This is a genomic window from Enterobacter sp. 01-M-03-SI-ECC, assembly GCF_047530215.1.
GTDB lineage: Bacteria > Pseudomonadota > Gammaproteobacteria > Enterobacterales > Enterobacteriaceae > Enterobacter > Enterobacter chengduensis.
On the sequence record NZ_JBLKDA010000008.1, the window covers coordinates 22,503 to 43,861 of the forward strand.

Below are 21,359 nucleotides of genomic sequence, written 5' to 3' on the forward strand. Positions count from 1 at the left end.
TCTATCCGGTGCGTCATTATCACTACATCGAATCAATTCACAAACTGACGGAACAGGGCTTTGCCCTTCAGCAGCCGCGTACCGAGCCAGCCGCCGCAGAGAGAAAGCAGCCCCGCGCCGCACAGAGGCAGGGTCAGCCAGAGACGCCAGTCAGGTTCCCACGGGAAGTCGAAGACCTTTGTCTGCAGCACCGCCAGCGCCGTCTCGGCACCAATGGCCGCCACTAAACCCGCCACCAGCCCCAGCAGGGCAAACTCGCTCCAGAGCGTCATTCGCAGCAGCCGCTTTCCGGCCCCCAGCGTGCGGTAAACTATCAGCTCCTGATGGCGCTGGCGCATGCCTACCTGCACCTGGGCCAGCAGCAACAGCACGCCGCAGATCGTCACCAGCACCACCATCACCTCCAGCGCCCGGCTCACCTGCTCCAGCACCTGCCCCACCTGCTTCAGGATCGCGCCGATATCCAGCAGGCTGACCGTGGGGAATTCCCGGTTTAGCTGGGTCAGCATGCCGTTGCCGTTTTCCCAGCGGAAGCTGGTCAGCCAGCTCTGCGGCTGTCCGTCCAGCGCGCCCGGCGGGAAGATAAAGAAGAAGTTGGGCCGCAGGCTTTCCCAGTCGACTTTACGCAGGCTGGTGACTTTGGCGGTAAAATCCTGGGTATCGCCGGTAAAGGTGACGCTGTCTCCCAGCTTCACGTTCAGGCGCGTCGCCAGCCCCTCTTCCATCGACACTTCCCCCGCTTTCGGCGGCCAGGTGCCCGCGGCGATCGGGTTGTGGTCAGGGCGTTTCTCCTGCCAGGTCAGGTTAAGCTCGCGGTTAAGCGACTCGTCCTTGCTCCCCTCCGTTGGCTGACCGTCGATCTGCGTCAGACGCGCGCGAACGATGGGATAGAACGACTCAGGGATGATGTGATGCTCAGAGAGGAAGCCCTTCAGCGGCGCGACCTGCTCAGGCGCGATGTTGATCAGGAAATAGTTCGGGCTTTCCGGCGGCAGCTGCTGCTGCCAGCGGTCGAGCAGATCGCCGCGCAACACCAGCAGCAGCGCCAGCAGCATAAACGACAGCGAAAAGGCCGACAGCTGGCTGAGCGTAGACCAGGGCTGGTGCAGCAGGCGGTTGATCGCCAGGCGCACGGGCAGGGATTTCACGGTCAGGCGTTTCAGGACGTTGAGCAGTATCCAGCCCAGCACGCCGCACAGCAGCGCCAGCACAACCGCCCCGGCCAGCACCGCCCACAGCAGCGTGCTGCCGCCCATCAGCCAGGCCAGCAGCCCTACCGCCACCGCGATAATCACCGGCAGGTAGAACCTCAGCGGCCAGACGTTCGCCACCACGTCGTTGCGAAGCACGCGCAGCGGCTGCGTGGCAAGCAGCAGGCGGTAAGGCCGTAGCCCCACCAGCAGCGAAATCACCGTCATCGCGCCCATCGCCCACAGCCACGGCCAGAGGCTGGCGGGGGGCAACGCGGCCGGGAGCACCGGCTTCAGCATTACCATCAGCAGTTTTTCGAACAGCAGCCCCATTATTCCGCCGGTCAGCGCCGACAGGGCCAGCAGCATCAGCCACTGGCCAACAATCAGCTTGCGCAGCTGCGCCCTGCCCGCGCCCAGGGTTTTGAGGATCGCCACCAGGTCGTAACGGCTGCGGCAGTAGTGCCCCATCGCCACGGCCACCGCCGCCACCGCCAGCAGCAGGGTTAAGAGTGCCGACAGCAGCAGGAACTGCTGAGAACGTTCGAGAGATTTACCCAGCGCCCCTTCGTCCTGCTCCAGCCCGTACCAGCGATGCTCCGGTTTTAGCTGCGGCAGCAGCCATTTCTCATACGCGTCCAGCTGGGCAGGCGTGCCGCCAAACTTATAGCGCCAGGTGACGCGGCTGCCCGGCTGTACGGCGTGGGTAGCCGCAACGTCTGCCGTGTTCATCAGCAGACGCGGCGCGAGCTGGAACGGATTAAACCCGGAGTCAGGCTCCTGCACCACCTCCCCGGCGATTTTCAGCGTGGCATCGCCGACGTCAATACTGTCACCGGGTTTCAGGTTCAGCAGCGCCATCAGACGCGATGCCAGCAGCACCGTGCCGGGCGCGGGTTTTAGCCCCGGCGGGCTGGTTTGCAGTTCGCCGTACATCGGGTAGACGTCATCCACGGCCTTGACGCTCGCCAGCTGCGGCGTGTCGCCCGCAAACGTCATGGTCTGGAAGGTAATCTGCTCGCCTACCTTCAGCCCTTCTTTACGCGCTTCTTCAATCCAGCCCGGCGGCACGGGACGGGAGCTTTGCAGGGTCCGATCCCCGGCCATAAACTCCCGGCTCTGCTGGCTGAGTCCTTTTTCCATGCGGTCGCTGACGCTGCCGAGCGCCAGCACGCAGGCCACCGCCAGGCTTAGCGCCAGCCAGACAATCAGCAGCGAGGGGGAGCGCCACTCGCGCCAGAACCAGCGGGTAATCATGCCTCCTCCTGAAGCGTACCGTTGACCAGCCGCAGTCGGCGGTCGCAGCGTGCGGCCAGCTGCGGATCGTGGGTCACGAGGATAAGCGTGGTGCCGTGCTCGCGGTTGAGCGAAAACAGCAGGTCGGCAATCCGGTCTCCGGTTTTACGGTCAAGGTTGCCGGTGGGCTCATCGGCAAACAGCACTTCCGGGCGGCCGTTAAAGGCCCGCGCCAGCGCCACGCGCTGCTGCTCGCCGCCGGAGAGCTGGGCGGGAAGATGGTCAAGACGTTTACCCAGGCCGAGCTGTTCCAGCAGCGCCTTCGCGTGAGCGCGGCTTTCACGGCTGCTTTCACCGCGCAGCAGCGCCGGGAGCTCGACGTTTTCCAGCGCGTTCAGGGTCGGGATCAGCATAAAGGACTGAAAGACAAAACCAACGTGACGCGCGCGCAGCGCGGCCCGCGCTTCTTCATCAAGCTGGTGCAGCGGCTGCCCGACAAGGTGGACCTCGCCGCTGCTGCCGTCGTCGAGGCCAGCAAGAATCGCCAGCAGCGTGGACTTGCCGGAACCGGACTCGCCAATCAGCGCGAGGGTTTCAGCGCGTTTGACAACGAGTTCAACTCCGGTAAGGATGGAAAGCTCGTGTTCCCCCTGACCGACGGACTTCTTAAGATGATGAACTTCAACACTGTTTTCCGCTGGCATTTGCCCTTCCTGTTTTTGATTCTGATGACTTTCCGCGCGGCGGCAGCGGACACGTTACTGGTTCTCGGCGATAGCCTGAGCGCGGGCTATCGCATGGCGGCCAGCGCGGCCTGGCCCGCTCTGCTCAACGACAAATGGCAGAGCAAAACGACGGTAGTCAACGCCAGCATCAGCGGCGATACCTCGCAGCAGGGCCTGTCGCGCCTGCCTGCGCTGCTCAAACAGCACCAGCCGCGCTGGGTGCTGGTGGAGCTTGGCGGCAATGATGGATTGCGCGGTTTCCAGCCTCAGCAGACGGAACAGACGCTGCGCACCATTTTGCAGGACATCAAGGCGGCAAACGCCCAGCCGCTGCTGATGCAAATTCGCCTGCCCGCCAACTACGGTCGTCGGTATAATGAAGCCTTTAGCGCGATCTACCCTAAGCTTGCCAAAGAGTTTGATATTCCGCTGCTGCCATTTTTCATGGAAGAGGTCTATCTCAAACCCCAGTGGATGCAAGACGACGGGATCCACCCCAATCGCGATGCTCAGCCGTTTATTGCCGACTGGATGGCAACGCGGCTGGCTCCTTTAGTTAAACATGACTCCTGATTAAGCGGAGATCCTGACAGGTAAAGTTATGCAAAAATCGGTCTTAATTACAGGATGTTCCAGCGGAATCGGCCTGGAAAGCGCGCTCGAACTGAAGCGTCAGGGGTTTCGGGTGCTGGCGGCCTGCCGCAAACCCGACGATGTCGAACGCATGAACGGGCTGGGCTTTACCGGCGTGCTGCTGGATATGGACTCGCCGGAGAGCGTTGAGCGCGCCGCCGATGAGGTGATCGCCCTGACCGGCAACCGTCTGTACGGGCTTTTTAATAACGCCGGCTACGGCGTGTATGGCCCGCTGGATACCCTCTCCCGCGACACGCTGGAGAAGCAGTTTTCGACCAACTTCTTCGGCGTCCATCAGCTCACCATGCGCCTGCTCCCCGCGATGCTGCCCCACGGTGAAGGGCGCATCGTGATGACGTCGTCGGTGATGGGGCTGATTTCCACCCCGGGCCGCGGCGCCTATGCCGCCAGCAAATATGCGCTGGAGGCCTGGTCCGACGCCCTGCGCATGGAGCTACGCCACAGCGGCATCAAGGTCAGCCTGATTGAACCCGGCCCGATCCGCACCCGCTTTACCGAAAACGTGAACCAGACGCAGGCGGACAAACCGGTCGAGAACCCCGGCATTGCCGCACGCTTTACCCTCGGGCCCGAAGCGGTGGTGGCCAAAGTGCGCCATGCTTTTGAGAGTGAACATCCTAAAATGCGCTATCCGGTGACGCTGGTCACCCATGCCGTAGGCTGGTTAAAACGCCTGCTGCCGGGCCGGATAATGGACAAAATTTTACACGGCTGAGTTGAAGCGACGACGCGCATCCCCATGTAAAGAACAAACCGACAAAAGAGAAAGCCGCATGTCCGTACAGAATATCGTCAATATCACTGAAGCAAACCTGCAACAGACCCTTGAACAGTCGATGACCAAACCGGTCCTGTTCTACTTCTGGTCAGAACGCAGCCAGCACTGTCTGCAGCTGACGCCGGTGCTGGAAAGCCTTGCTGCCCAGTACAACGGTCAGTTCATTCTCGCGAAGCTGGACTGCGACGCCGAGCCGATGGTGGCGTCTCAGTTTGGTCTGCGCGCCATCCCAACCGTCTATCTGTTCCAGAACGGTCAGCCTGTTGACGGCTTCCAGGGGCCGCAGCCGGAAGAGGCTATCCGCGCCCTGCTGGATAAAGTGCTGCCGCGCGAAGAAGAGCTGAAAGCGCAGGAAGGCATGGCGCTGATGCAGGAAGGCAAATACGACGAGGCGCTGCCGTTGCTGAAAGAGGCGTGGCAGCTGTCGAATCAGAACAGCCAGATTGGCCTGCTGCTGGCGGAGACGCAGATCGCCCTGCACCGTTCAGAAGACGCGGAAGCCGTACTCAAGACGGTTCCGCTGCAGGATCAGGACACCCGCTATCAGGGTCTGGTTGCCCAGATTGAGCTGCTGAAGCAGGCGGCGGACACCCCGGAAATTCAGCAGCTGCAGCAGCAGGTTGCCGACAACCCGGCGGACGCCGCGCTGGCAAGCCAGCTGGCGCTGCAGCTCCACCAGGTGGGGCGTAACGAAGAGGCGCTTGAGCTGCTGTTCAGCCATCTGCAAAAAGATTTAGCCGCCGCAGACGGCCAGGCGCGCAAAATGTTCCAGGAGATTCTGGCCGCGCTGGGCACCGGGGACGCGCTGGCGTCGAAGTATCGGCGTCAGCTGTACGCGCTGTTATATTGATGCACTTTGCCCGGTGGCGGCTTCGCCTTACCGGGCCTACAAAAGCACGAATCGTAGGCCGGGCAAACGCAGTGCCGCCCGGCACAATCAGCGCGCGTTTTTCAACTGCGTCACCACCAGCTGGTGGCGCGCGTTGTAGAACTTCCGATAGGTCAGGTAGCAGGCAATGATGGTGGAGAGGCTTGCCGTAGAAAGCAGCATAAACGTCACCATGATCTGATACTTGATCGCTTTTACCGGATCGATACCGGCAAAAATCAGCCCCGACATCATGCCCGGCAGGCTCACCAGCCCCACCGTTTTGGCGGAATCGACCGTTGGGATCAGCGACGAGCGAATGCTCTCACGGATCAGCCGCGCGGAAGCCACTTTCGGGGTCGCCCCCAGGCTTAATTTCTCCTGCAGCTGCTGCTGTTCGCTGCTGAAACGCTGTCCGAGGTTGTTATAGCACAGCCCCACGGCCACCATGGCGTTGCCCGCTATCATCCCGGAGATAGGGATAACCTGCATCGGCGTAAACGCAATCGAGCCTGAGAACACCAGCACCGCCAGCGTGAGCGCCGTCCCGGTGGTAATGGCAATTAACGACGAGATAAACGCCTTATCAATGTATTTACTGCGTTTTTGCGCGTTCCACGCCGCGTTAAAGCAGATAAAGAGCACCATCAGCAGCGTCAGCACCGCGTGGTTGACGTTGAAAATATACTTCAGCACATAGCCGACGATGATGAGCTGAATCACCGCCCGGCAGATGCTCCACACGATATCTTTTTCCAGCCCCAGCTTTTCCCGGTAGCTGACCACAATCGCGATCAGCACCAGCACCATCGAAAACGCCAGAGATTCGTTCGTAATATTATGCTCACCCACGGTTGGCCTCCTGCATTTTTCCGCCGTGCGGCTGGAGCGCGATCGCGTCATCCGCATGGGTAATTTCGCTCGCGTCGTGCGTCACCCACAGCACGGCAATATTCTGCTCCCGGACGTAGCGATGGATTATCTCGTTGACGTTGCGCTTGTTGGCATCGTCGAGCGCGCTGGTAATTTCGTCCAGCAGTAAGACCTTCGGCAAAAACTGCAGGTTGCGGATCAGCGAGACCCGCTGCTTTTCACCGCCCGACAGTTCGGAAACGGACTTTGTCAGGGTGTCCGGCGGCAGATTAAAGCGCGCCAGATCGGCGGAAAACCGTTCAGGATCGGGCGTCTTGTGCCGGATTTGCCATGGGAAAATCAGGTTGTCATACACCGTGCTGTCGAACAGGCTCGGCGTTTGCACCGAATAAGAGACCTGCTGGCGGTAGGTCTCCGGTGAGAGCGTTGCAATATCCTTCCCTTCAAAGACGATTTTTCCCGACGTTGGCGTGAGCAGCGACGCAATGATTTTAAGCAGCGTACTTTTCCCGCAGCCCGAAGGGCCGGTAATCAGTCGAAACTCGCCCGGCAAGAGGCTAAAACTGACATTGTTCAAAATCGTGGTGCCGCCTGTGCGGTAGCCCACGTCCTCGAGGGTTAACACCGCGCTGTTATCCTTCATGTTATTTTCTGCCTTTATCCCAATAATGAGCAGTAGTTTACGGCGAGGAGTGATAGTAAAGCGACTTTCCTCGTATACTTAGGATCAACAAAAAGTGATTTCATTTCTGTCACAGCATGCAAAACAGGAGGTTTTTATGCTTATCGTTGTTCCCGTTCTTATTTTCGTCGCGCTGGTCATTGTGGGCGCAGGGGTCAAAATTGTCCCGCAGGGCTATCAGTGGACCGTTGAGCGCTTCGGTCGCTACACCAACACGCTCCAGCCGGGCTTAAGCCTGATTGTTCCGTTCATGGACCGCATTGGTCGCAAGATCAACATGATGGAACAGGTGCTGGACATTCCTTCCCAGGAGGTGATCTCCAAGGATGACGCCAACGTCACCATCGACGCGGTCTGCTTTATTCAGGTGATTGACGCGCCGAAAGCGGCCTATGAGGTCAGCAACCTGGAGCTGGCGATCGTTAACCTGACGATGACCAACATCCGAACCGTGCTCGGCTCGATGGAGCTGGACGAGATGCTTTCCCAGCGCGACAGCATCAACACCCGCCTGCTGCACATTGTCGATGAGGCCACCAACCCGTGGGGGATCAAAGTTACCCGTATTGAGATCCGCGACGTGCGCCCGCCTGCGGAGCTGATCGCCTCCATGAACGCCCAGATGAAGGCCGAGCGAACCAAGCGCGCCTATATTCTGGAGGCCGAGGGGGTGCGTCAGGCTGAAATCCTCAAAGCCGAGGGGGAAAAACAGTCGCAGATCCTCAAAGCAGAAGGCGATCGTCAGTCCGCCTTCCTGCAGGCAGAAGCGCGTGAACGCTCCGCAGAGGCGGAAGCCCGCGCCACCCAGATGGTTTCCGAAGCCATTGCCGCCGGTGATATTCAGGCCGTGAACTACTTCGTCGCGCAAAAATATACCGACGCGCTGAAGCAGATTGGCTCCGCGAACAACAGCAAAGTGGTGATGATGCCGCTGGATGCCAGCAGCCTGATGGGCTCTATCGCCGGTATTGCCGAACTGATTAAAGACAGCGGAAACGAGCGTAAAAAATGATTGAGCTGATTGTTGCACATCCCCATGCCTTCTGGATAAGCCTCGGTGGCTTACTGCTGGCGGCGGAGATGCTGGGCGGCAATGGCTACCTGCTCTGGAGCGGTGTCGCCGCGGTCATTACGGGTATTCTGGTCTGGATCCTTCCGCTGGACTGGGCGTGGCAGGGCGCGCTGTTTGCCGTGCTGACGCTGGTGGCCGCGTGGCTGTGGTGGCGCTGGCTTAACCGACGGGTTAACGAGCAGAAACCGGTCGACGCCCACCTCAACCAGCGCGGGCAGCAGATTGTCGGCAAGCGTTTTACGCTCGACAGCGCGCTGGTGAACGGGCGCGGTCACATGCGCGTGGGCGACAGCTCGTGGCCGGTGGTGGCCGACGACGACCTCAGCGCCGGCACGCGGGTTGAGGTCATTGCGGTGGAAGGCATTACCCTGCGGGTGAAAGCCTGCTAGGCGTGGGTTTTGCGGTGGCAGCAGCCGGCAAGATTGTCGATAATCGGGCAGTCGGCGCTGTCATCCCCCGGACAGGACTCCGCGAGCTGCAGCAGCTGTTCGCGCATCGCCTGTAGCTCGACGATGTGGCGTTCAATTTCGGCCACCTTTTCCAGCGTGCGTTTTTTGACGTCGGCGCTGTGGCGCTTTGGATCGTTAAACAGGTTAACCAGCTCGCCGCACTCTTCCAGATTAAACCCGACCTGCCTGGCCTGGCGCAGCAGCGTCAGCTCATCAATGTGCAGTTTCGTATAGCTGCGGTAGCCGTTTTCGCTGCGCAGCGGCGGCGTAACCAGCCCCTTCTCTTCATAAAAGCGAATCGCCTTGCTGGTTAAGCCGGTTTTTTTTGCCACGTCACTGATATTCACAATTCCCCCTTGACCTTCCCCTTGATGGAAGGTTTAACCTTCATAACAGTTAGCGAAAAGCGTTACTCCGGTCAACTACTGACCAGTTCATTATACGGGAGTTTTGTTATGTCTCACACTATTGACCTGACGCTGGACGGCCTCTCCTGCGGCCACTGCGTCAAACGCGTTAAAGAAAGCCTGGAACAGCGTCCTGATGTTGAAAGCGCTGACGTGACGATCGACCATGCCGCCGTCACCGGCAGCGCCAGCGCGGATGCGCTGATCGATACCATTAAACAAGCGGGTTATGGGGCGGAGCTAAGCCACCCAAAGGCTAAACCGCTGGCAGAGTCATCGTCCCCGTCGGAAGCACTGACAGCGGCCACTCCTGAGCTTCCGGCAGCGGATGATATTGATGACAGCCAACAGCTGCTGATCAACGGCATGAGCTGCGCCAGCTGCGTCTCCCGGGTACAAAACGCCTTGCAGGCCGTACCGGGCGTCGCGCAGGCACGGGTCAATCTTGCGGAGCGTACTGCGCTGGTGATGGGCAGCGCCTCCGCCGCAGAATTAGTCCAGGCCGTTGAGAAAGCGGGCTACGGCGCGGAGGCCATCGAAGATGATGCCGAACGCCGCGAGCGCCAGCAGGAAACGGCTATCGCCACCATGAAGCGCTTCCGCTGGCAGGCGATTGTCGCCCTGCTGGTGGGGATTCCGGTGATGGTGTGGGGCATGCTCGGCGACAACATGATGGTCACCGACGACAACCGCACGCTGTGGCTGGTGATCGGCCTGATAACCCTCGCGGTGATGGTGTTCGCGGGCGGGCATTTCTATACCAGCGCCTGGAAGAGCCTGAAAAACCGCACCGCGACGATGGATACCCTGGTCGCCCTCGGTACCGGCGCGGCGTGGCTCTATTCGATGAGCGTCAACGTCTGGCCCCAGTGGTTCCCGATGGAGGCGCGCCATCTCTATTATGAAGCGAGCGCGATGATTATCGGCCTGATAAACCTGGGCCATATGCTGGAAGCCCGCGCCCGCCAGCGCTCCTCGAAGGCGCTGGAACGGTTACTGGATTTGACCCCGCCGACGGCCCGCGTGGTCACGGACGAGGGGGAAAAAAGCGTTCCGCTGGCGGAGGTTCAGCCCGGCATGACGCTGCGTCTGACCACCGGCGACCGCGTGCCCGTTGACGGAAAAATAACCCAGGGCGAGGCCTGGCTGGATGAAGCGATGCTGACCGGCGAGCCTATCCCCCAGCAGAAATCCGACGGCGACGCCGTCCATGCCGGTACGGTGGTACAGGACGGCAGCGTGCTGTTTACCGCCAGCGCCGTCGGCAGCCACACGACGCTGTCGCGTATTATCCGCATGGTGCGCCAGGCGCAGAGCAGCAAGCCGGAGATTGGCCAGCTTGCTGACAGGATCTCGGCCATTTTTGTGCCGGTGGTCGTCGGCATTGCCCTGCTGAGCGCGGCGATCTGGTACTTCTTCGGCCCCGCGCCGCAGATTGTTTACACCCTGGTGATCGCCACCACCGTATTGATCATCGCCTGTCCCTGCGCTCTTGGCCTGGCGACCCCGATGTCGATTATCTCCGGCGTCGGCCGCGCGGCTGAATTTGGCGTGCTGGTGCGGGATGCGGACGCGCTGCAGCGGGCCAGCACCCTCAACACGCTGGTGTTCGATAAAACCGGCACGCTGACCGAAGGCAAACCGCAGGTGGTGGCCGTTACGACCGTCGGTATTGCGGAAGCGGACGCGCTGCGCCTCGCCGCCGCGCTGGAGCAAGGCTCCAGCCACCCGCTGGCGCACGCCATCCTCGATAAAGCGCATGCGTCTGCCCTGCCGCCGGTGAGCAATTTCCGCACCCTGCGCGGGCTCGGCGTCAGCGGTGAAGCCGAAGGGCACGCGCTGCTGCTGGGCAACCAGGCATTGCTCCATGAAAACGGCATTGATACCGCCGCGCTGGCGAGCGAGCTGAAGGCGCAGGCGTCTCAGGGGGCCACCCCGGTTCTGCTGGCGGTAGATGGCAAAGCCGCCGCGCTGCTGGCCGTGCGCGATCCGCTTCGTCAGGACAGCGTGGACGCCCTGCGGCGCCTGCACCGTGCGGGCTACCGTCTGGTGATGCTGACCGGCGATAACCCGACGACGGCTAACGCCATCGCGAAAGAAGCCGGTATTGATGAGGTCATTGCGGGCGTCCTGCCGGACGGTAAGGCGGACGCCATCAAGACGCTGCAAAGCCAGGGCCGTCAGGTGGCGATGGTCGGCGACGGCATCAACGATGCCCCGGCCCTGGCCCAGGCGGACGTGGGGATTGCGATGGGTGGCGGGAGCGATGTCGCCATTGAAACCGCGGCCATCACGCTGATGCGCCACAGCCTGATGGGCGTCGCCGACGCGCTGGCCATTTCGAAAGCCACATTGCGCAACATGAAGCAGAACCTGCTCGGGGCGTTTATCTATAACTCGCTCGGCATCCCGATTGCGGCCGGTATTTTGTGGCCGCTCACCGGCACGCTGCTTAATCCGGTGGTCGCGGGTGCGGCGATGGCGCTCTCCTCCATCACCGTGGTCAGCAACGCCAACCGGCTGCTGCGGTTTACACCGAAGGATTGAACCTTGTACCCGTACGCGCTAGCATGAACCTTTCCGTTCATGGAGCGCGTATGGGCCTGTTTAATCGTATAAAAACCTCGTTTCGCGCCCTCTTTCCTCGCCGTTACGCCTGGCCCGGCCTGGATATCTCGCTTCCCGGCGGGCAGCACCTGCACCTGGTCGGCAGCATTCATATGGGTACGCAGGATATGTCTCCCCTGCCGCCCGGCCTGATTAAACTGCTGAAACACGCCGACGCGCTGGTCGTTGAGGCGGACATTTCGGGCCACGAGTCGCCGTTTGCCGGGCTTGAGAGCGATCTCCCGCTGGCGGAACGTCTGGACGAAGCCCGTCTGGCGGAACTGACGCGCGTCGCCGACGAAACCGGCGTCTCGCTCTCCATGATTGACGCCCTGCCGCTCTGGCAAATTGCGATGGTGCTGCAGGCCACGCAGGCGCAGCGTCTGGGCCTGCGCGGTGACTACGGCATTGATTATCAGTTGCTGAACGTGGCAAGGGCGCGCAGCCTGCCGATCGTCGAGCTGGAAGGAACGGACAGCCAGATTGCGCTCCTGCGGCAGCTTCCCGACGACGGTCTGATGCTGCTGGATGACACCCTAACCCACTGGCACACCAACGCGCGGCTGCTGCAGACCATGATTGGCTGGTGGCTGGATGCGCCGCCTGAAGACGGTAAGCTGATCTTGCCGTCGACGTTCAGCGAATCGCTGTATGATGTGCTGATGAACGCGCGCAACAAAGCCTGGCGGGAGACGCTGCACGCGTTACCTGCGGGGCGTTACGTGGTGGCGGTCGGGGCGCTACATTTGTACGGAGAAGGGAATTTGCCGTCGCTGCTGAAATAAAAAAATGGCCAATATTTCTATTGGCCCGTCAAAGAGGAATTTCATCGTTTTTATTATGCCGAAGGAGACCTTCGGTTGAGCCGATTGTCGCTCAAAGTGACCATCACTGCCAATACTATTGCGCAAGATGGTGCTATTTTTTAGACAAACGTCAGGCGTATGCTGTTGGCATGATTGGTCTGTCGTAAGAAGGATAGCTATGACTCCCGCCGTTAAATTACTCGAAAAAAACAACATTTCTTTCCGGATCCACACCTACGATCACGATCCAAATGAAACCAACTTTGGTGATGAAGTGGTGCGCAAGCTGGGGCTGAACGCTGACCAGGTTTATAAAACGCTGCTGGTCGCGGTGAATGGCGACATGAAACATCTCGCCGTGGCGGTGACCCCGGTGGCGGGACAGCTGGATCTGAAGAAAGTCGCCAAAGCGCTGGGGGCGAAGAAGGTGGATATGGCGGATCCGATGGTGGCGCAACGCACCACGGGATACCTGGTGGGCGGGATCAGCCCGCTCGGGCAGAAAAAACGCCTGCCGACGCTGATCGATGCCCCTTCCCAGGAATTTGACACCATCTTTATATCCGGCGGCAAACGCGGGCTGGATATTGAGCTGGCCGCAGGCGATCTGGCAAAAATGCTGGACGCGAAGTTTGCGGATATTGCGCGCCGGGATTGAGAAAATTGCCCGGTGGCGCTGCGCTTACCGGGCCTACGATTCGAATGTAGGCCGGGTAAGGCGTAGCCGCCACCCGGCAACAGCCCCCCACTACTGCCAGCTCACCTCACCCTTCGGCTCATACGCGTTCACGTCAATTGGCGAATTTTGCTCGATAAACTGCTTCAGCACTTCCGCGTCGATAAAGCCGGTATTCACGTAGCCCGGTTTGTTATCAATATGAGGATAGCCGTCGCCGCCGGTGGCGTTAAAGCTTAAGGTCGCCAGACGATAGGTTTTGGCCGGATCGACCGGTTCGCCTTTGATCTTAAGATCGTTAAGCTTGCCGTCTTTCGCCACGAAGCTGACGTTGGCAAACTGCGGATAGGCCCCGGAATCCGGCTTCATCTGCGCCACTGCGGTCAGGTAGTCAATGGCCTCTTTCCCGCTCATGTCGGCATAGACCACCAGGTTACCAAACGGCTGCACCTTCAGGACGTCCTTATAGGTAATGTTTCCGCCTTCGATGGAGTCACGAATGCCGCCCCCGCTCATTACGCCAAAATCCGCGCCGGTGCGCGCCATCTGCGCTGCCAGCACCAGATGACCCATGTTGGTCTGCACGAAGCGAACCTTACTGCGGTCCCCCTCCAGACGACCGTTCAGCGTGCCGATTTTCACGTCCAGCTGCGCCTTGCCTTTGTTCTGGAACGGCGTTAGCAGGGAGAGCATCTGCTGGTTTTCAGCGATCTCAGGCGTGTAAAGTACGCGCTCACTTTTCCCGTCCGGGTAGGTGACTTTCTTCTTCAGGTTGACCGGAATGAGCTGATAGCGCACCAGCTTCATCTCGCCGTTACGGAACTCAAAGTCCGCCCGGCCCACGTATTTGCCCCACTCGTGCGCCTGCACAATCCAGATACCGTTCTGACGGTCCGGCGCGCAAGGCGTGCCCGGCACGTAGTCCACCTGCTTTTTGTTCTCCGAGGCCATGCAGACCGGATCCTGTGAGTGACCACCCACAATCATCGCCAGCGAGCCCGCAGGCAGGCTGCGCGCCATCTCCACGTCGCCGGGCGCGTTAGAGCCGTGCTCGCCGTTGTCGTAGTGCCCCATGTGCGTGGTGGCGATAATCACGTCCGGCTTCTCATTCTGCTGCAATTCCTGAATCACCAGCTTCGCTTCGTCTGCCGGCTTGCGGAATTCGATATCGGTGAAGAACTCAGGGTTGCCGATTTTCGCCGTATCGTCGGTGGTTAAGCCAATCACCGCGATCTTCAGATCCTGACGCTTAAACAGCGCCCACGGCTTAAACAGGCGTTCACCGGTGCTTTTCTGGTAAATATTGGCGGAAAGGAACGGGAATTTAGCCCATTTCTCCTGCTGACGCAGCACGGTCAGCGGGTTATCAAACTCGTGGTTACCCACGGCCATCGCGTCGTAGCCAATCAGGTTCATGCCGCGAAAGTCCGGCTCCGCGTCCTGCAGGTCAGATTCCGGCACGCCGGTATTGATATCGCCCCCCGACAGCAGCAGCACGCTGCCGCCCTGAGCAGCCACTTCTTTGCGAATGCCGTCCACCAGCGTTTTTTGCGCCGACAGGCCATATTCGCCGTATTCACTGCGCCAGAAATGGCCGTGGTGGTCGTTGGTATGCAGAATGGTGATTTTATAGGTTTTGTCTTTTTCATACGCCTGCGCGGGCAGGCTTACCAGCCCCCACGCCGCAATGAGCGCCAGCGCGACGCCCCGCTTCATTAACTTCATCTTCTCTCTCCCTGACCCATAGACAAAGGCAGAAATTACAGTGACTCACAATAATAAACAAATAAGTTTTCATAATTGCGACTTTCTTCAAATGTCGCAGGCGGGTATGTTAGTCGGATAATAATTACACCCTGCATCGCTAATAACTACAGACGTGGTACTTCTCTCTATGGCAATCAGTGAATCAACCCAGCCCGTTCCGGGCGCACCGGCGTCGCGCACCTCCTTTAAAGTATTAGGCGCAATCAGTCTTTCGCACCTGCTCAACGACATGATCCAGTCGTTGATTCTGGCTATTTATCCGCTGCTGCAATCCGAGTTTTCGTTAACCTTTGTGCAGATCGGGATGATCACCCTGACCTTCCAGCTGGCTTCCTCGCTGCTGCAGCCGGTGGTGGGCTACTGGACGGATAAATACCCGATGCCGTGGTCATTGCCAATCGGCATGTGCTTTACCCTAAGCGGGCTGGTGCTGCTGTCCATGGCCGGAAGTTTTGAAGCCGTGCTGATCGCCGCCGCGCTGGTGGGCACCGGCTCGTCCGTCTTCCACCCTGAGTCCTCCCGCGTGGCGCGTATGGCCTCCGGTGGCCGTCACGGGCTGGCGCAGTCGCTTTTCCAGGTGGGCGGTAACTTCGGCAGCTCCCTCGGCCCGCTGCTGGCGGCGGTGATTATCGCCCCGTACGGCAAAGGCAACGTGGCGTGGTTTGTGCTGGCCGCGCTGCTGGCGATTATCGTGCTGGCGCAGATCAGCCGCTGGTACGCCGCGCAGCATCGGGTAAATAAAGGGAAACCTAAAGCGAAGGTTATCAATCCCCTCCCGCGCAATAAGGTTATTCTGGCCGTTTCCGTGCTGCTGGTGCTGATTTTCTCGAAATACTTCTATATGGCGAGCATCAGCAGCTATTACACCTTTTATCTGATGCAAAAATTCGGATTATCGGTACAAAACGCGCAGATCCACCTGTTTGCCTTCCTGTTCGCCGTCGCCGCCGGTACGGTCATTGGCGGGCCTGTGGGGGATAAGATTGGGCGTAAATATGTTATTTGGGGCTCTATCCTCGGCGTGGCGCCCTTTACCCTCATTTTGCCGTACGCCAGCCTTGAATGGACGGGAATTTTAACCGTTATTATTGGTTTTATCCTCGCCTCCGCGTTTTCCGCCATTCTGGTCTATGCCCAGGAGCTGCTGCCGGGCCGTATCGGTATGGTTTCCGGGCTGTTTTTCGGTTTCGCCTTCGGCATGGGCGGGCTGGGTGCAGCGGTGTTAGGTATGGTTGCGGATCACACCAGCATCTTCCTGGTTTATAAAATCTGCGCTTTCCTGCCACTTCTTGGGATGTTGACCATATTCCTGCCTGATAACCGCCACAAAGCGTAAATTACGGGCAGCCAAAGTGTGACTTTGGCTGCCTGACACCCTTATGCCATAAGGGTTTCTTCTTTCCCCTCTCGCTGAATTTATCAAAATGCGCTTTTTTACGCGCATATTGCCGTTTTATTCAAACTTCAACAATTATTCATAAACATAAGGGGAAAAATTGTCATAAACTATTACTCGGTTTTTTGGTTTTTCACCAAAAAGGAACACCCACAACGAAAGGAGACGGAATGCACCACGCCACACCGCTTATCACCACCATTGTTGGTGGACTTGTGCTCGCTTTTATCCTCGGCATGATTGCCAATAAACTGCGTATTTCTCCTCTTGTCGGCTATCTGCTGGCAGGTGTGCTGGCGGGACCGTTCACGCCAGGCTTCGTCGCGGATACCAAACTGGCCCCTGAGCTGGCGGAATTGGGCGTGATTCTGCTGATGTTTGGCGTCGGCCTGCATTTTTCCCTGAAGGATTTGATGGCGGTAAAGTCGATTGCCATACCGGGAGCGATCGCCCAGATTGGGGTGGCGACGCTGCTGGGAATGGCGCTTTCGGCGGTGCTGGGCTGGTCGTTAATGACCGGTATCGTATTTGGGCTGTGTCTCTCAACCGCCAGTACCGTGGTGCTGCTGCGCGCGCTTGAGGAGAGACAGCTGATAGACAGCCAGCGCGGGCAAATTGCGATTGGCTGGCTGATTGTTGAAGACCTGGTCATGGTCCTGACGCTGGTGCTGCTGCCGGCCGTCGCCGGGATGATGGAAAAAGACAACGTCGGCTTCGCCTCGCTGGCGCTGGATATGAGCATCACCATCGGTAAGGTGGTGGCGTTTATCGCCATCATGATGCTGGTAGGACGCCGCCTGGTGCCGTGGATCATGTCCCGCAGCGCGGCGACCGGCTCCCGCGAGCTGTTTACCCTCTCCGTGCTGGCGCTGGCGCTGGGCATCGCGTTTGGTGCCGTTGAGCTGTTTGACGTTTCCTTTGCCCTGGGCGCCTTCTTTGCCGGGATGGTGCTGAACGAATCCGAGCTGAGCCACCGCGCGGCGCACGACACGCTGCCGCTGCGCGATGCGTTTGCCGTGCTGTTCTTCGTCTCCGTCGGGATGCTGTTCGATCCGCTGGTGCTGATCCAGCAGCCGCTGGCCGTGATGGGCACGCTGGCGATCATCATTTTTGGTAAGTCGCTCGCTGCCTTCTTCCTGGTACGCATGTTTGGCCACTCCCCGCGTACGGCGCTGACCATCGCTGCCAGCCTGGCGCAGATTGGCGAATTCGCCTTTATTCTGGCCGGTCTGGGTATGGCCCTGAACCTGCTGCCTCAGGCGGGGCAAAACCTGGTGCTGGCGGGGGCCATCCTGTCGATTATGCTGAACCCGGTGCTGTTTGCCCTGCTGGAAAAATACCTCGATAAAACCGAAACGCTGGAAGAACAGACCCTCGAAGAGGCCATCGAAGAAGAGAAGCAGATCCCGGTCGATATTTGCAACCATGCCCTGCTGGTGGGCTTTGGGCGCGTCGGTAGCCTCCTCGGCGAGAAGCTGATGGCGCAGGGGATTCCGCTGGTGGTGATTGAGACCTCACGCACCCGCGTCGACGAGCTGCGCGAGCGCGGTATCCGCGCGGTGCTGGGCAACGCGGCGAACGAAGAGATCATGAACCTGGCGCATCTGGACTGTGCCCGCTGGCTGCTGCTGACCATACCGAACGGCTATGAGGCGGGTGAGATTGTGGCTTCCGCGCGCGCGAAGTGCCCAACGATTGAGATTATCGCCCGGGCGCACTATGACGACGAGGTGGAGTACATTACCGAGCGCGGCGCGGATAAGGTGGTGATGGGCGAACGCGAGATTGCGAATACGATGCTGACGCTGCTGGAGAAACCGCCGGTTGAAGAGGCGGTGACGGGGTAAAAAAAGCCTGCTGGCGCTACGCTTAGCAGGCCTACAGGTAGCCCCGGTAAGCGTAGCGCCACCGGGGTTTTCTTTTAGCAATCAACGATCCCAGTACGCCTCTTCGAGGCTGTCTTCCCGTTCCGGCAGACCACGCGTTAAGCGCGGGGAGTGCTGGTTCAGCACCTGATAGCTCACGCGGTTCGCGTACTTACACACCTGCGCCAGCGACGAATAGGTCAGCCAGCTGAACTTGTGCTTGCTGGAGTTCGGCACGTTGGTTTTGTGGTAGGCGTTCGCGGTGATGTCGTGCAGCAGCGCGGCCAGCGCGCCGTCGCCCGCGCCGTTGGTGTTCATGATCTTCTCTGGGCCACCCATGTATGGCGCAATGTGAGAGTAGATCCGCAGCGGATTCACGCAATCTTTGTAACGCATCCCGCGGCTGAACTCGTACTGGTTGAACTCGGCGATCGCGCCCGGCAGCAGCGGGTGCTGGGTTTTGCGTTTACTCTCTTCTTCCGTGAAGCCTGCCATATACAGCCCAACCGGACCCGCGGTGCAGAGCACCAGATCTACCCAGTCCAGCGCTTTGTCAGACGCCAGCAGCGGATCGCTTTCGCCGGTCAGCGCTTCGGCCTCTTCTTCGTTCATCGCCAGAATCGAGACGTGCTCTTTCAGGAAGGCCTGCCACCATTCTGGGTTATCGGCAATCACGAATTTGGTGCCCAGCGTGAGTACCACCGGCACATCGTACTTTTTGGCGTACTCAATCGCCTTCATGGTCGCTTCCGGCATCGGCTCGCCGGGCTTGCAGCGCACCAGGTAGGAGGTCAATACCAGCGCCGAGGCGCCCGCGATGACCTCTTCCGGAATACTCTCGGCGCGCAGCTTGTTCATGTGACCCGGGCTGATGGCAAAGGTACGCTCGCCGGATTCTCCGATCAGCGTAAAGCAGCGGCCAATCGGCCCGTCAACGCCCTGGAGGTAGTTAAGATCGGTACGGCTGGAGGTGTTGCAGAGATAGCGGTAGGCATAGCCGCCGATTTCAATGTTGCTGCACATCACGCCGAGCAGCACCGAGCGGTCGTCTGCCAGCACGGAGTAGTTATGCATGGTATTGCCGATGGTTCCCCCGGCAAACTGATGGGTAATCAGGTTTTCACGCACCAGCTCCTGGTACAGCGCTTCGGCAACGTCATCCTCAATCACCAGCGAGTGCCCGGCGCTCAGACCGTAGCGGGCGACAAACGCGTCATCCACTTTCGCCTCAATGTCCACCAGCGTCTGGTCGATACCGACGACCCAGGCCGCGCTGGTTTCATTTTCTGGCTGGATTTGCTGCAGGAGCGGATCGCGGGCATCGACGGGGAAGTAGTGTTTGGATTTGCGTTTACCGGGAAATTTCATGGTCTGAACTGTGCGAAGAATATGGGCCGGGAATGGTAGCACAAACCCGGCCCGGAGTGCGATCAGCGGCTGTTCGTGACCAGCGAGACCATCATGTCGATATGTTCGGGCGAGTCGTTAAGCGCCGGAATGTACTCGTACTTTTCGCCGCCAGCCTCAAGGAAAAATTCCCGGTTTTGCACCGCAATCTCCTCCAGCGTTTCCAGACAGTCTGCCGAGAAGCCCGGCGACATCACCTGAATGTGCTTCACGCCCTTCTCACCGAGCATTTTGAGGGTTTCATCGGTGTACGGCGTCAGCCACGGCTCGCGGCCGAAGCGCGACTGGAAGGTCATCATCACCTTCTCCGGCGGCAGGCCAAGGGCGGAAACCAGCTCGCGCGTGGTATCGCGGCAGCGCTGCGGATAATCATCCCCTTCATTGGCGAAACGCTGCGGGATCCCATGATAGGAGAGCAGCAGCAGATCCGGCTCGCCGTGCTTTTCAAACGACGCGCGCGCGCTGTTGGCAAGCGCCTGGATGTAAAGATCGTTATCGGCGTAATCACGAATAAAGGTCACGCCCGGAATGCGCCGACGGGTCGCCAGAATGCGCGCCAGCTCGTCCCAGACGGCGGCCACCGTGGAGCAGGAGTACTGCGGGTAGAGCGCCAGCACGACGATATGGTCCACAGCCTGCGCCAGCAAGGATTCTACCGCACTTTCCAGGGACGGTTTGCCGTAGCTCATGCCCAGTGCGACGGGCATATCCGGCAGGCGGGCGGCCAGCGCTTTTTCCTGGCGACGGCTGTAGACCATCAGCGGCGAGCCCTCCTCCATCCAGACGGACTGATAGAGTTTGGCGACGCGCGGCGAACGAATCGGCAGAATGACGCCACGCAGCAGCGGCCACCACAGCAGCCGTGGAAAATCCACGACGCGCGTGTCGCTTAAAAATTGTCGCAGGTAGCGTTTTACCGCGTCTGATGTAGGTGCTTCTGGAGTGCCCAGATTGGCAAGCAGGATGCCGGTTTTCGCCTGACTCATTCACGCCTCTTAACCATTTGATAGGTTGTCAATTGTAGCGGAAATGCGTTTAAACGAAACCCATTGCTGTAATAGGTAAGATGAGAATATTTCTCACCCGGGGACCCGGGTGAGAGGCGCGCAATTAGCCGAGGATTTTTTCCAGCTCTGCACGTACGTCAGCCACGGCTTTGGTACCGTCGACTTTGGCGTATTTGGTGTTACCCGCCTGCGCTTCTTTGGTGTAGTAGCCGATCAGCGGTGCGGTCATCTGATGGTATTCCACCAGGCGCTTGCGCACGGTCTCTTCCTGATCGTCTTTACGGGTGGTCAGCTCTTCGCCAGTCACGTCGTCTTTGCCTTCAACCTTAGGCGGGTTGAATTTGATGTGGTAAACGCGGCCAGAAGCAGCGTGTACGCGACGGCCAACGATGCGGTCAACGATCAGCTCGTCCGGTACGTCGAATTCCAGAACGTAATCCACGTTGATGCCCGCTTCCTTCATGGCGTCAGCCTGAGGAATGGTGCGTGGGAAGCCGTCCAGCAGGAAACCGTTACGGCAGTCTTCCTGAGCAATGCGCTCTTTGACAAGAGCAATCACCAGCTCGTCGGTTACCAGCTTGCCTGCGTCCATGATGTCTTTCGCCTGTTTACCCAGCTCGGAGCCAGATTTCACAGCGGCGCGCAGCATATCACCGGTGGAGATTTGCGGAATACCGTATTTCTCCATGATGAACTGAGCCTGAGTTCCTTTACCCGCGCCCGGAGCGCCAAGCAGAATAATACGCATTGCGAAAATCCCCTCAAATGTCGTTTCAATTTTTCAAAAGCGCTAAACAATACCACCAGAACGGGCATCGCTCAAGGAAGGCAGGAAGGCTGAAACGGTTAACGGGGGGAGATAATTTGAGGCAGTGCGGTTGATTCCCCCTC

The 21,359-nt window shown here is 59.4% G+C and carries 19 protein-coding genes; 10 read left to right on the top strand and 9 right to left on the bottom strand.

The window, feature by feature from the left end; all coding sequences use genetic code 11:
* Positions 1–32 precede the first annotated feature (32 nt).
* On the bottom strand, positions 33–2,447 hold the full coding sequence (ybbP, locus tag ACMWKK_RS09750) for a putative ABC transporter permease subunit YbbP (protein ID WP_112781138.1): 2,415 nt from the start codon (positions 2,445–2,447) through the stop codon (positions 33–35).
* Positions 2,444–3,130, bottom strand: a complete 687-nt coding sequence (gene ybbA / locus ACMWKK_RS09755; RefSeq protein WP_045328428.1) for a putative ABC transporter ATP-binding protein YbbA — start codon at positions 3,128–3,130, stop codon at positions 2,444–2,446. The genes ybbP and ybbA overlap by 4 nt, the downstream gene beginning before the upstream one ends.
* On the opposite strand from ybbA, the gene tesA reads away from it, so the two are divergent.
* Genes tesA through ACMWKK_RS09770 form a run of 3 tightly spaced genes read left to right on the top strand, consistent with a single transcriptional unit; the run spans position 3,101 to position 5,436 of the window.
* A complete protein-coding gene (tesA, locus tag ACMWKK_RS09760) occupies positions 3,101–3,724 on the top strand; it encodes a multifunctional acyl-CoA thioesterase I/protease I/lysophospholipase L1 (RefSeq protein ID WP_045328426.1) in 624 nt (207 codons plus the stop codon). The genes ybbA and tesA overlap by 30 nt on opposite strands.
* Positions 3,725–3,752: 28 nt before the next feature.
* Complete coding sequence (locus tag ACMWKK_RS09765) at positions 3,753–4,523, top strand: SDR family oxidoreductase (protein WP_045328423.1); 771 nt, start codon at positions 3,753–3,755, stop codon at positions 4,521–4,523.
* 58 nt (positions 4,524–4,581) lie between these two features.
* Positions 4,582–5,436, top strand: a complete 855-nt coding sequence (locus ACMWKK_RS09770; protein WP_023310624.1) for a co-chaperone YbbN — start codon at positions 4,582–4,584, stop codon at positions 5,434–5,436.
* 87 nt (positions 5,437–5,523) lie between these two features.
* Here ACMWKK_RS09770 and fetB read toward each other — a convergent pair whose 3' ends face one another.
* The gene (fetB, locus tag ACMWKK_RS09775; protein ID WP_045328420.1) at positions 5,524–6,306 is read right to left on the bottom strand and encodes an iron efflux ABC transporter permease subunit FetB; all 783 of its coding nucleotides are present in this window, start codon (positions 6,304–6,306) and stop codon (positions 5,524–5,526) included.
* A complete protein-coding gene (gene fetA, locus ACMWKK_RS09780) occupies positions 6,299–6,970 on the bottom strand; it encodes an iron efflux ABC transporter ATP-binding subunit FetA (RefSeq protein ID WP_112781137.1) in 672 nt (223 codons plus the stop codon). Before fetA ends, fetB begins: the two co-directional genes overlap by 8 nt.
* 136 nt (positions 6,971–7,106) lie before the next feature.
* Here fetA and ACMWKK_RS09785 point away from each other — a divergent pair, with 136 nt between their 5' ends.
* Together ACMWKK_RS09785 and ACMWKK_RS09790 are read left to right on the top strand one after the other, a co-directional pair.
* Positions 7,107–8,021 (top strand): SPFH domain-containing protein, encoded by a 915-nt coding sequence (locus tag ACMWKK_RS09785; RefSeq protein ID WP_406542788.1) that lies wholly within the window; start codon positions 7,107–7,109, stop codon positions 8,019–8,021.
* Positions 8,018–8,470, top strand: coding sequence for an NfeD family protein (locus ACMWKK_RS09790; protein ID WP_112781136.1), 453 nt, complete (start codon positions 8,018–8,020; stop codon positions 8,468–8,470). Before ACMWKK_RS09785 ends, ACMWKK_RS09790 begins: the two co-directional genes overlap by 4 nt.
* Here the strand turns inward: ACMWKK_RS09790 and cueR are convergent.
* Entirely contained in the window at positions 8,467–8,877 is a 411-nt protein-coding gene (cueR, locus tag ACMWKK_RS09795; RefSeq protein ID WP_112781135.1) for a Cu(I)-responsive transcriptional regulator, read from the bottom strand. The genes ACMWKK_RS09790 and cueR overlap by 4 nt on opposite strands.
* A 108-nt stretch (positions 8,878–8,985) precedes the next feature.
* On the opposite strand from cueR, the gene copA reads away from it, so the two are divergent.
* From copA to ybaK, 3 genes are all read left to right on the top strand, one after another.
* The gene (gene copA / locus ACMWKK_RS09800; protein ID WP_112781134.1) at positions 8,986–11,484 is read left to right on the top strand and encodes a copper-exporting P-type ATPase CopA; all 2,499 of its coding nucleotides are present in this window, start codon (positions 8,986–8,988) and stop codon (positions 11,482–11,484) included.
* A 50-nt stretch (positions 11,485–11,534) separates the two neighbouring features.
* Positions 11,535–12,329 (top strand): TraB/GumN family protein, encoded by a 795-nt coding sequence (locus tag ACMWKK_RS09805; protein ID WP_112781133.1) that lies wholly within the window; start codon positions 11,535–11,537, stop codon positions 12,327–12,329.
* 199 nt (positions 12,330–12,528) lie between these two features.
* On the top strand, positions 12,529–13,008 hold the full coding sequence (gene ybaK, locus ACMWKK_RS09810; RefSeq protein WP_023343509.1) for a Cys-tRNA(Pro)/Cys-tRNA(Cys) deacylase YbaK: 480 nt from the start codon (positions 12,529–12,531) through the stop codon (positions 13,006–13,008).
* 90 nt (positions 13,009–13,098) lie between these two features.
* Here ybaK and ushA read toward each other — a convergent pair whose 3' ends face one another.
* Positions 13,099–14,751: a bifunctional UDP-sugar hydrolase/5'-nucleotidase UshA gene (ushA, locus tag ACMWKK_RS09815; protein ID WP_045328409.1), complete on the bottom strand. Its 1,653-nt coding sequence runs from the start codon at positions 14,749–14,751 to the stop codon at positions 13,099–13,101.
* Between the two features lie 169 nt (positions 14,752–14,920).
* Between ushA and ACMWKK_RS09820 the strand changes: the two genes are divergently transcribed.
* Entirely contained in the window at positions 14,921–16,129 is a 1,209-nt protein-coding gene (locus tag ACMWKK_RS09820) for an MFS transporter (protein WP_045328407.1), read from the top strand.
* Positions 16,130–16,359: 230 nt separating this feature from the next.
* Positions 16,360–18,036, top strand: coding sequence for a YbaL family putative K(+) efflux transporter (gene ybaL, locus ACMWKK_RS09825; RefSeq protein WP_045328405.1), 1,677 nt, complete (start codon positions 16,360–16,362; stop codon positions 18,034–18,036).
* 81 nt (positions 18,037–18,117) lie between these two features.
* On the opposite strand, the gene ACMWKK_RS09830 is transcribed toward ybaL, so the two are convergent.
* The 3 genes from ACMWKK_RS09830 to adk form a co-directional block, all read right to left on the bottom strand.
* Complete coding sequence (locus ACMWKK_RS09830; RefSeq protein WP_047716279.1) at positions 18,118–19,422, bottom strand: inosine/guanosine kinase; 1,305 nt, start codon at positions 19,420–19,422, stop codon at positions 18,118–18,120.
* Positions 19,423–19,484: 62 nt separating this feature from the next.
* A complete protein-coding gene (gene hemH, locus ACMWKK_RS09835; RefSeq protein ID WP_112781131.1) occupies positions 19,485–20,447 on the bottom strand; it encodes a ferrochelatase in 963 nt (320 codons plus the stop codon).
* 124 nt (positions 20,448–20,571) lie between these two features.
* Entirely contained in the window at positions 20,572–21,216 is a 645-nt protein-coding gene (gene adk, locus ACMWKK_RS09840; protein WP_006809841.1) for an adenylate kinase, read from the bottom strand.
* Positions 21,217–21,359: the final 143 nt, after the last annotated feature.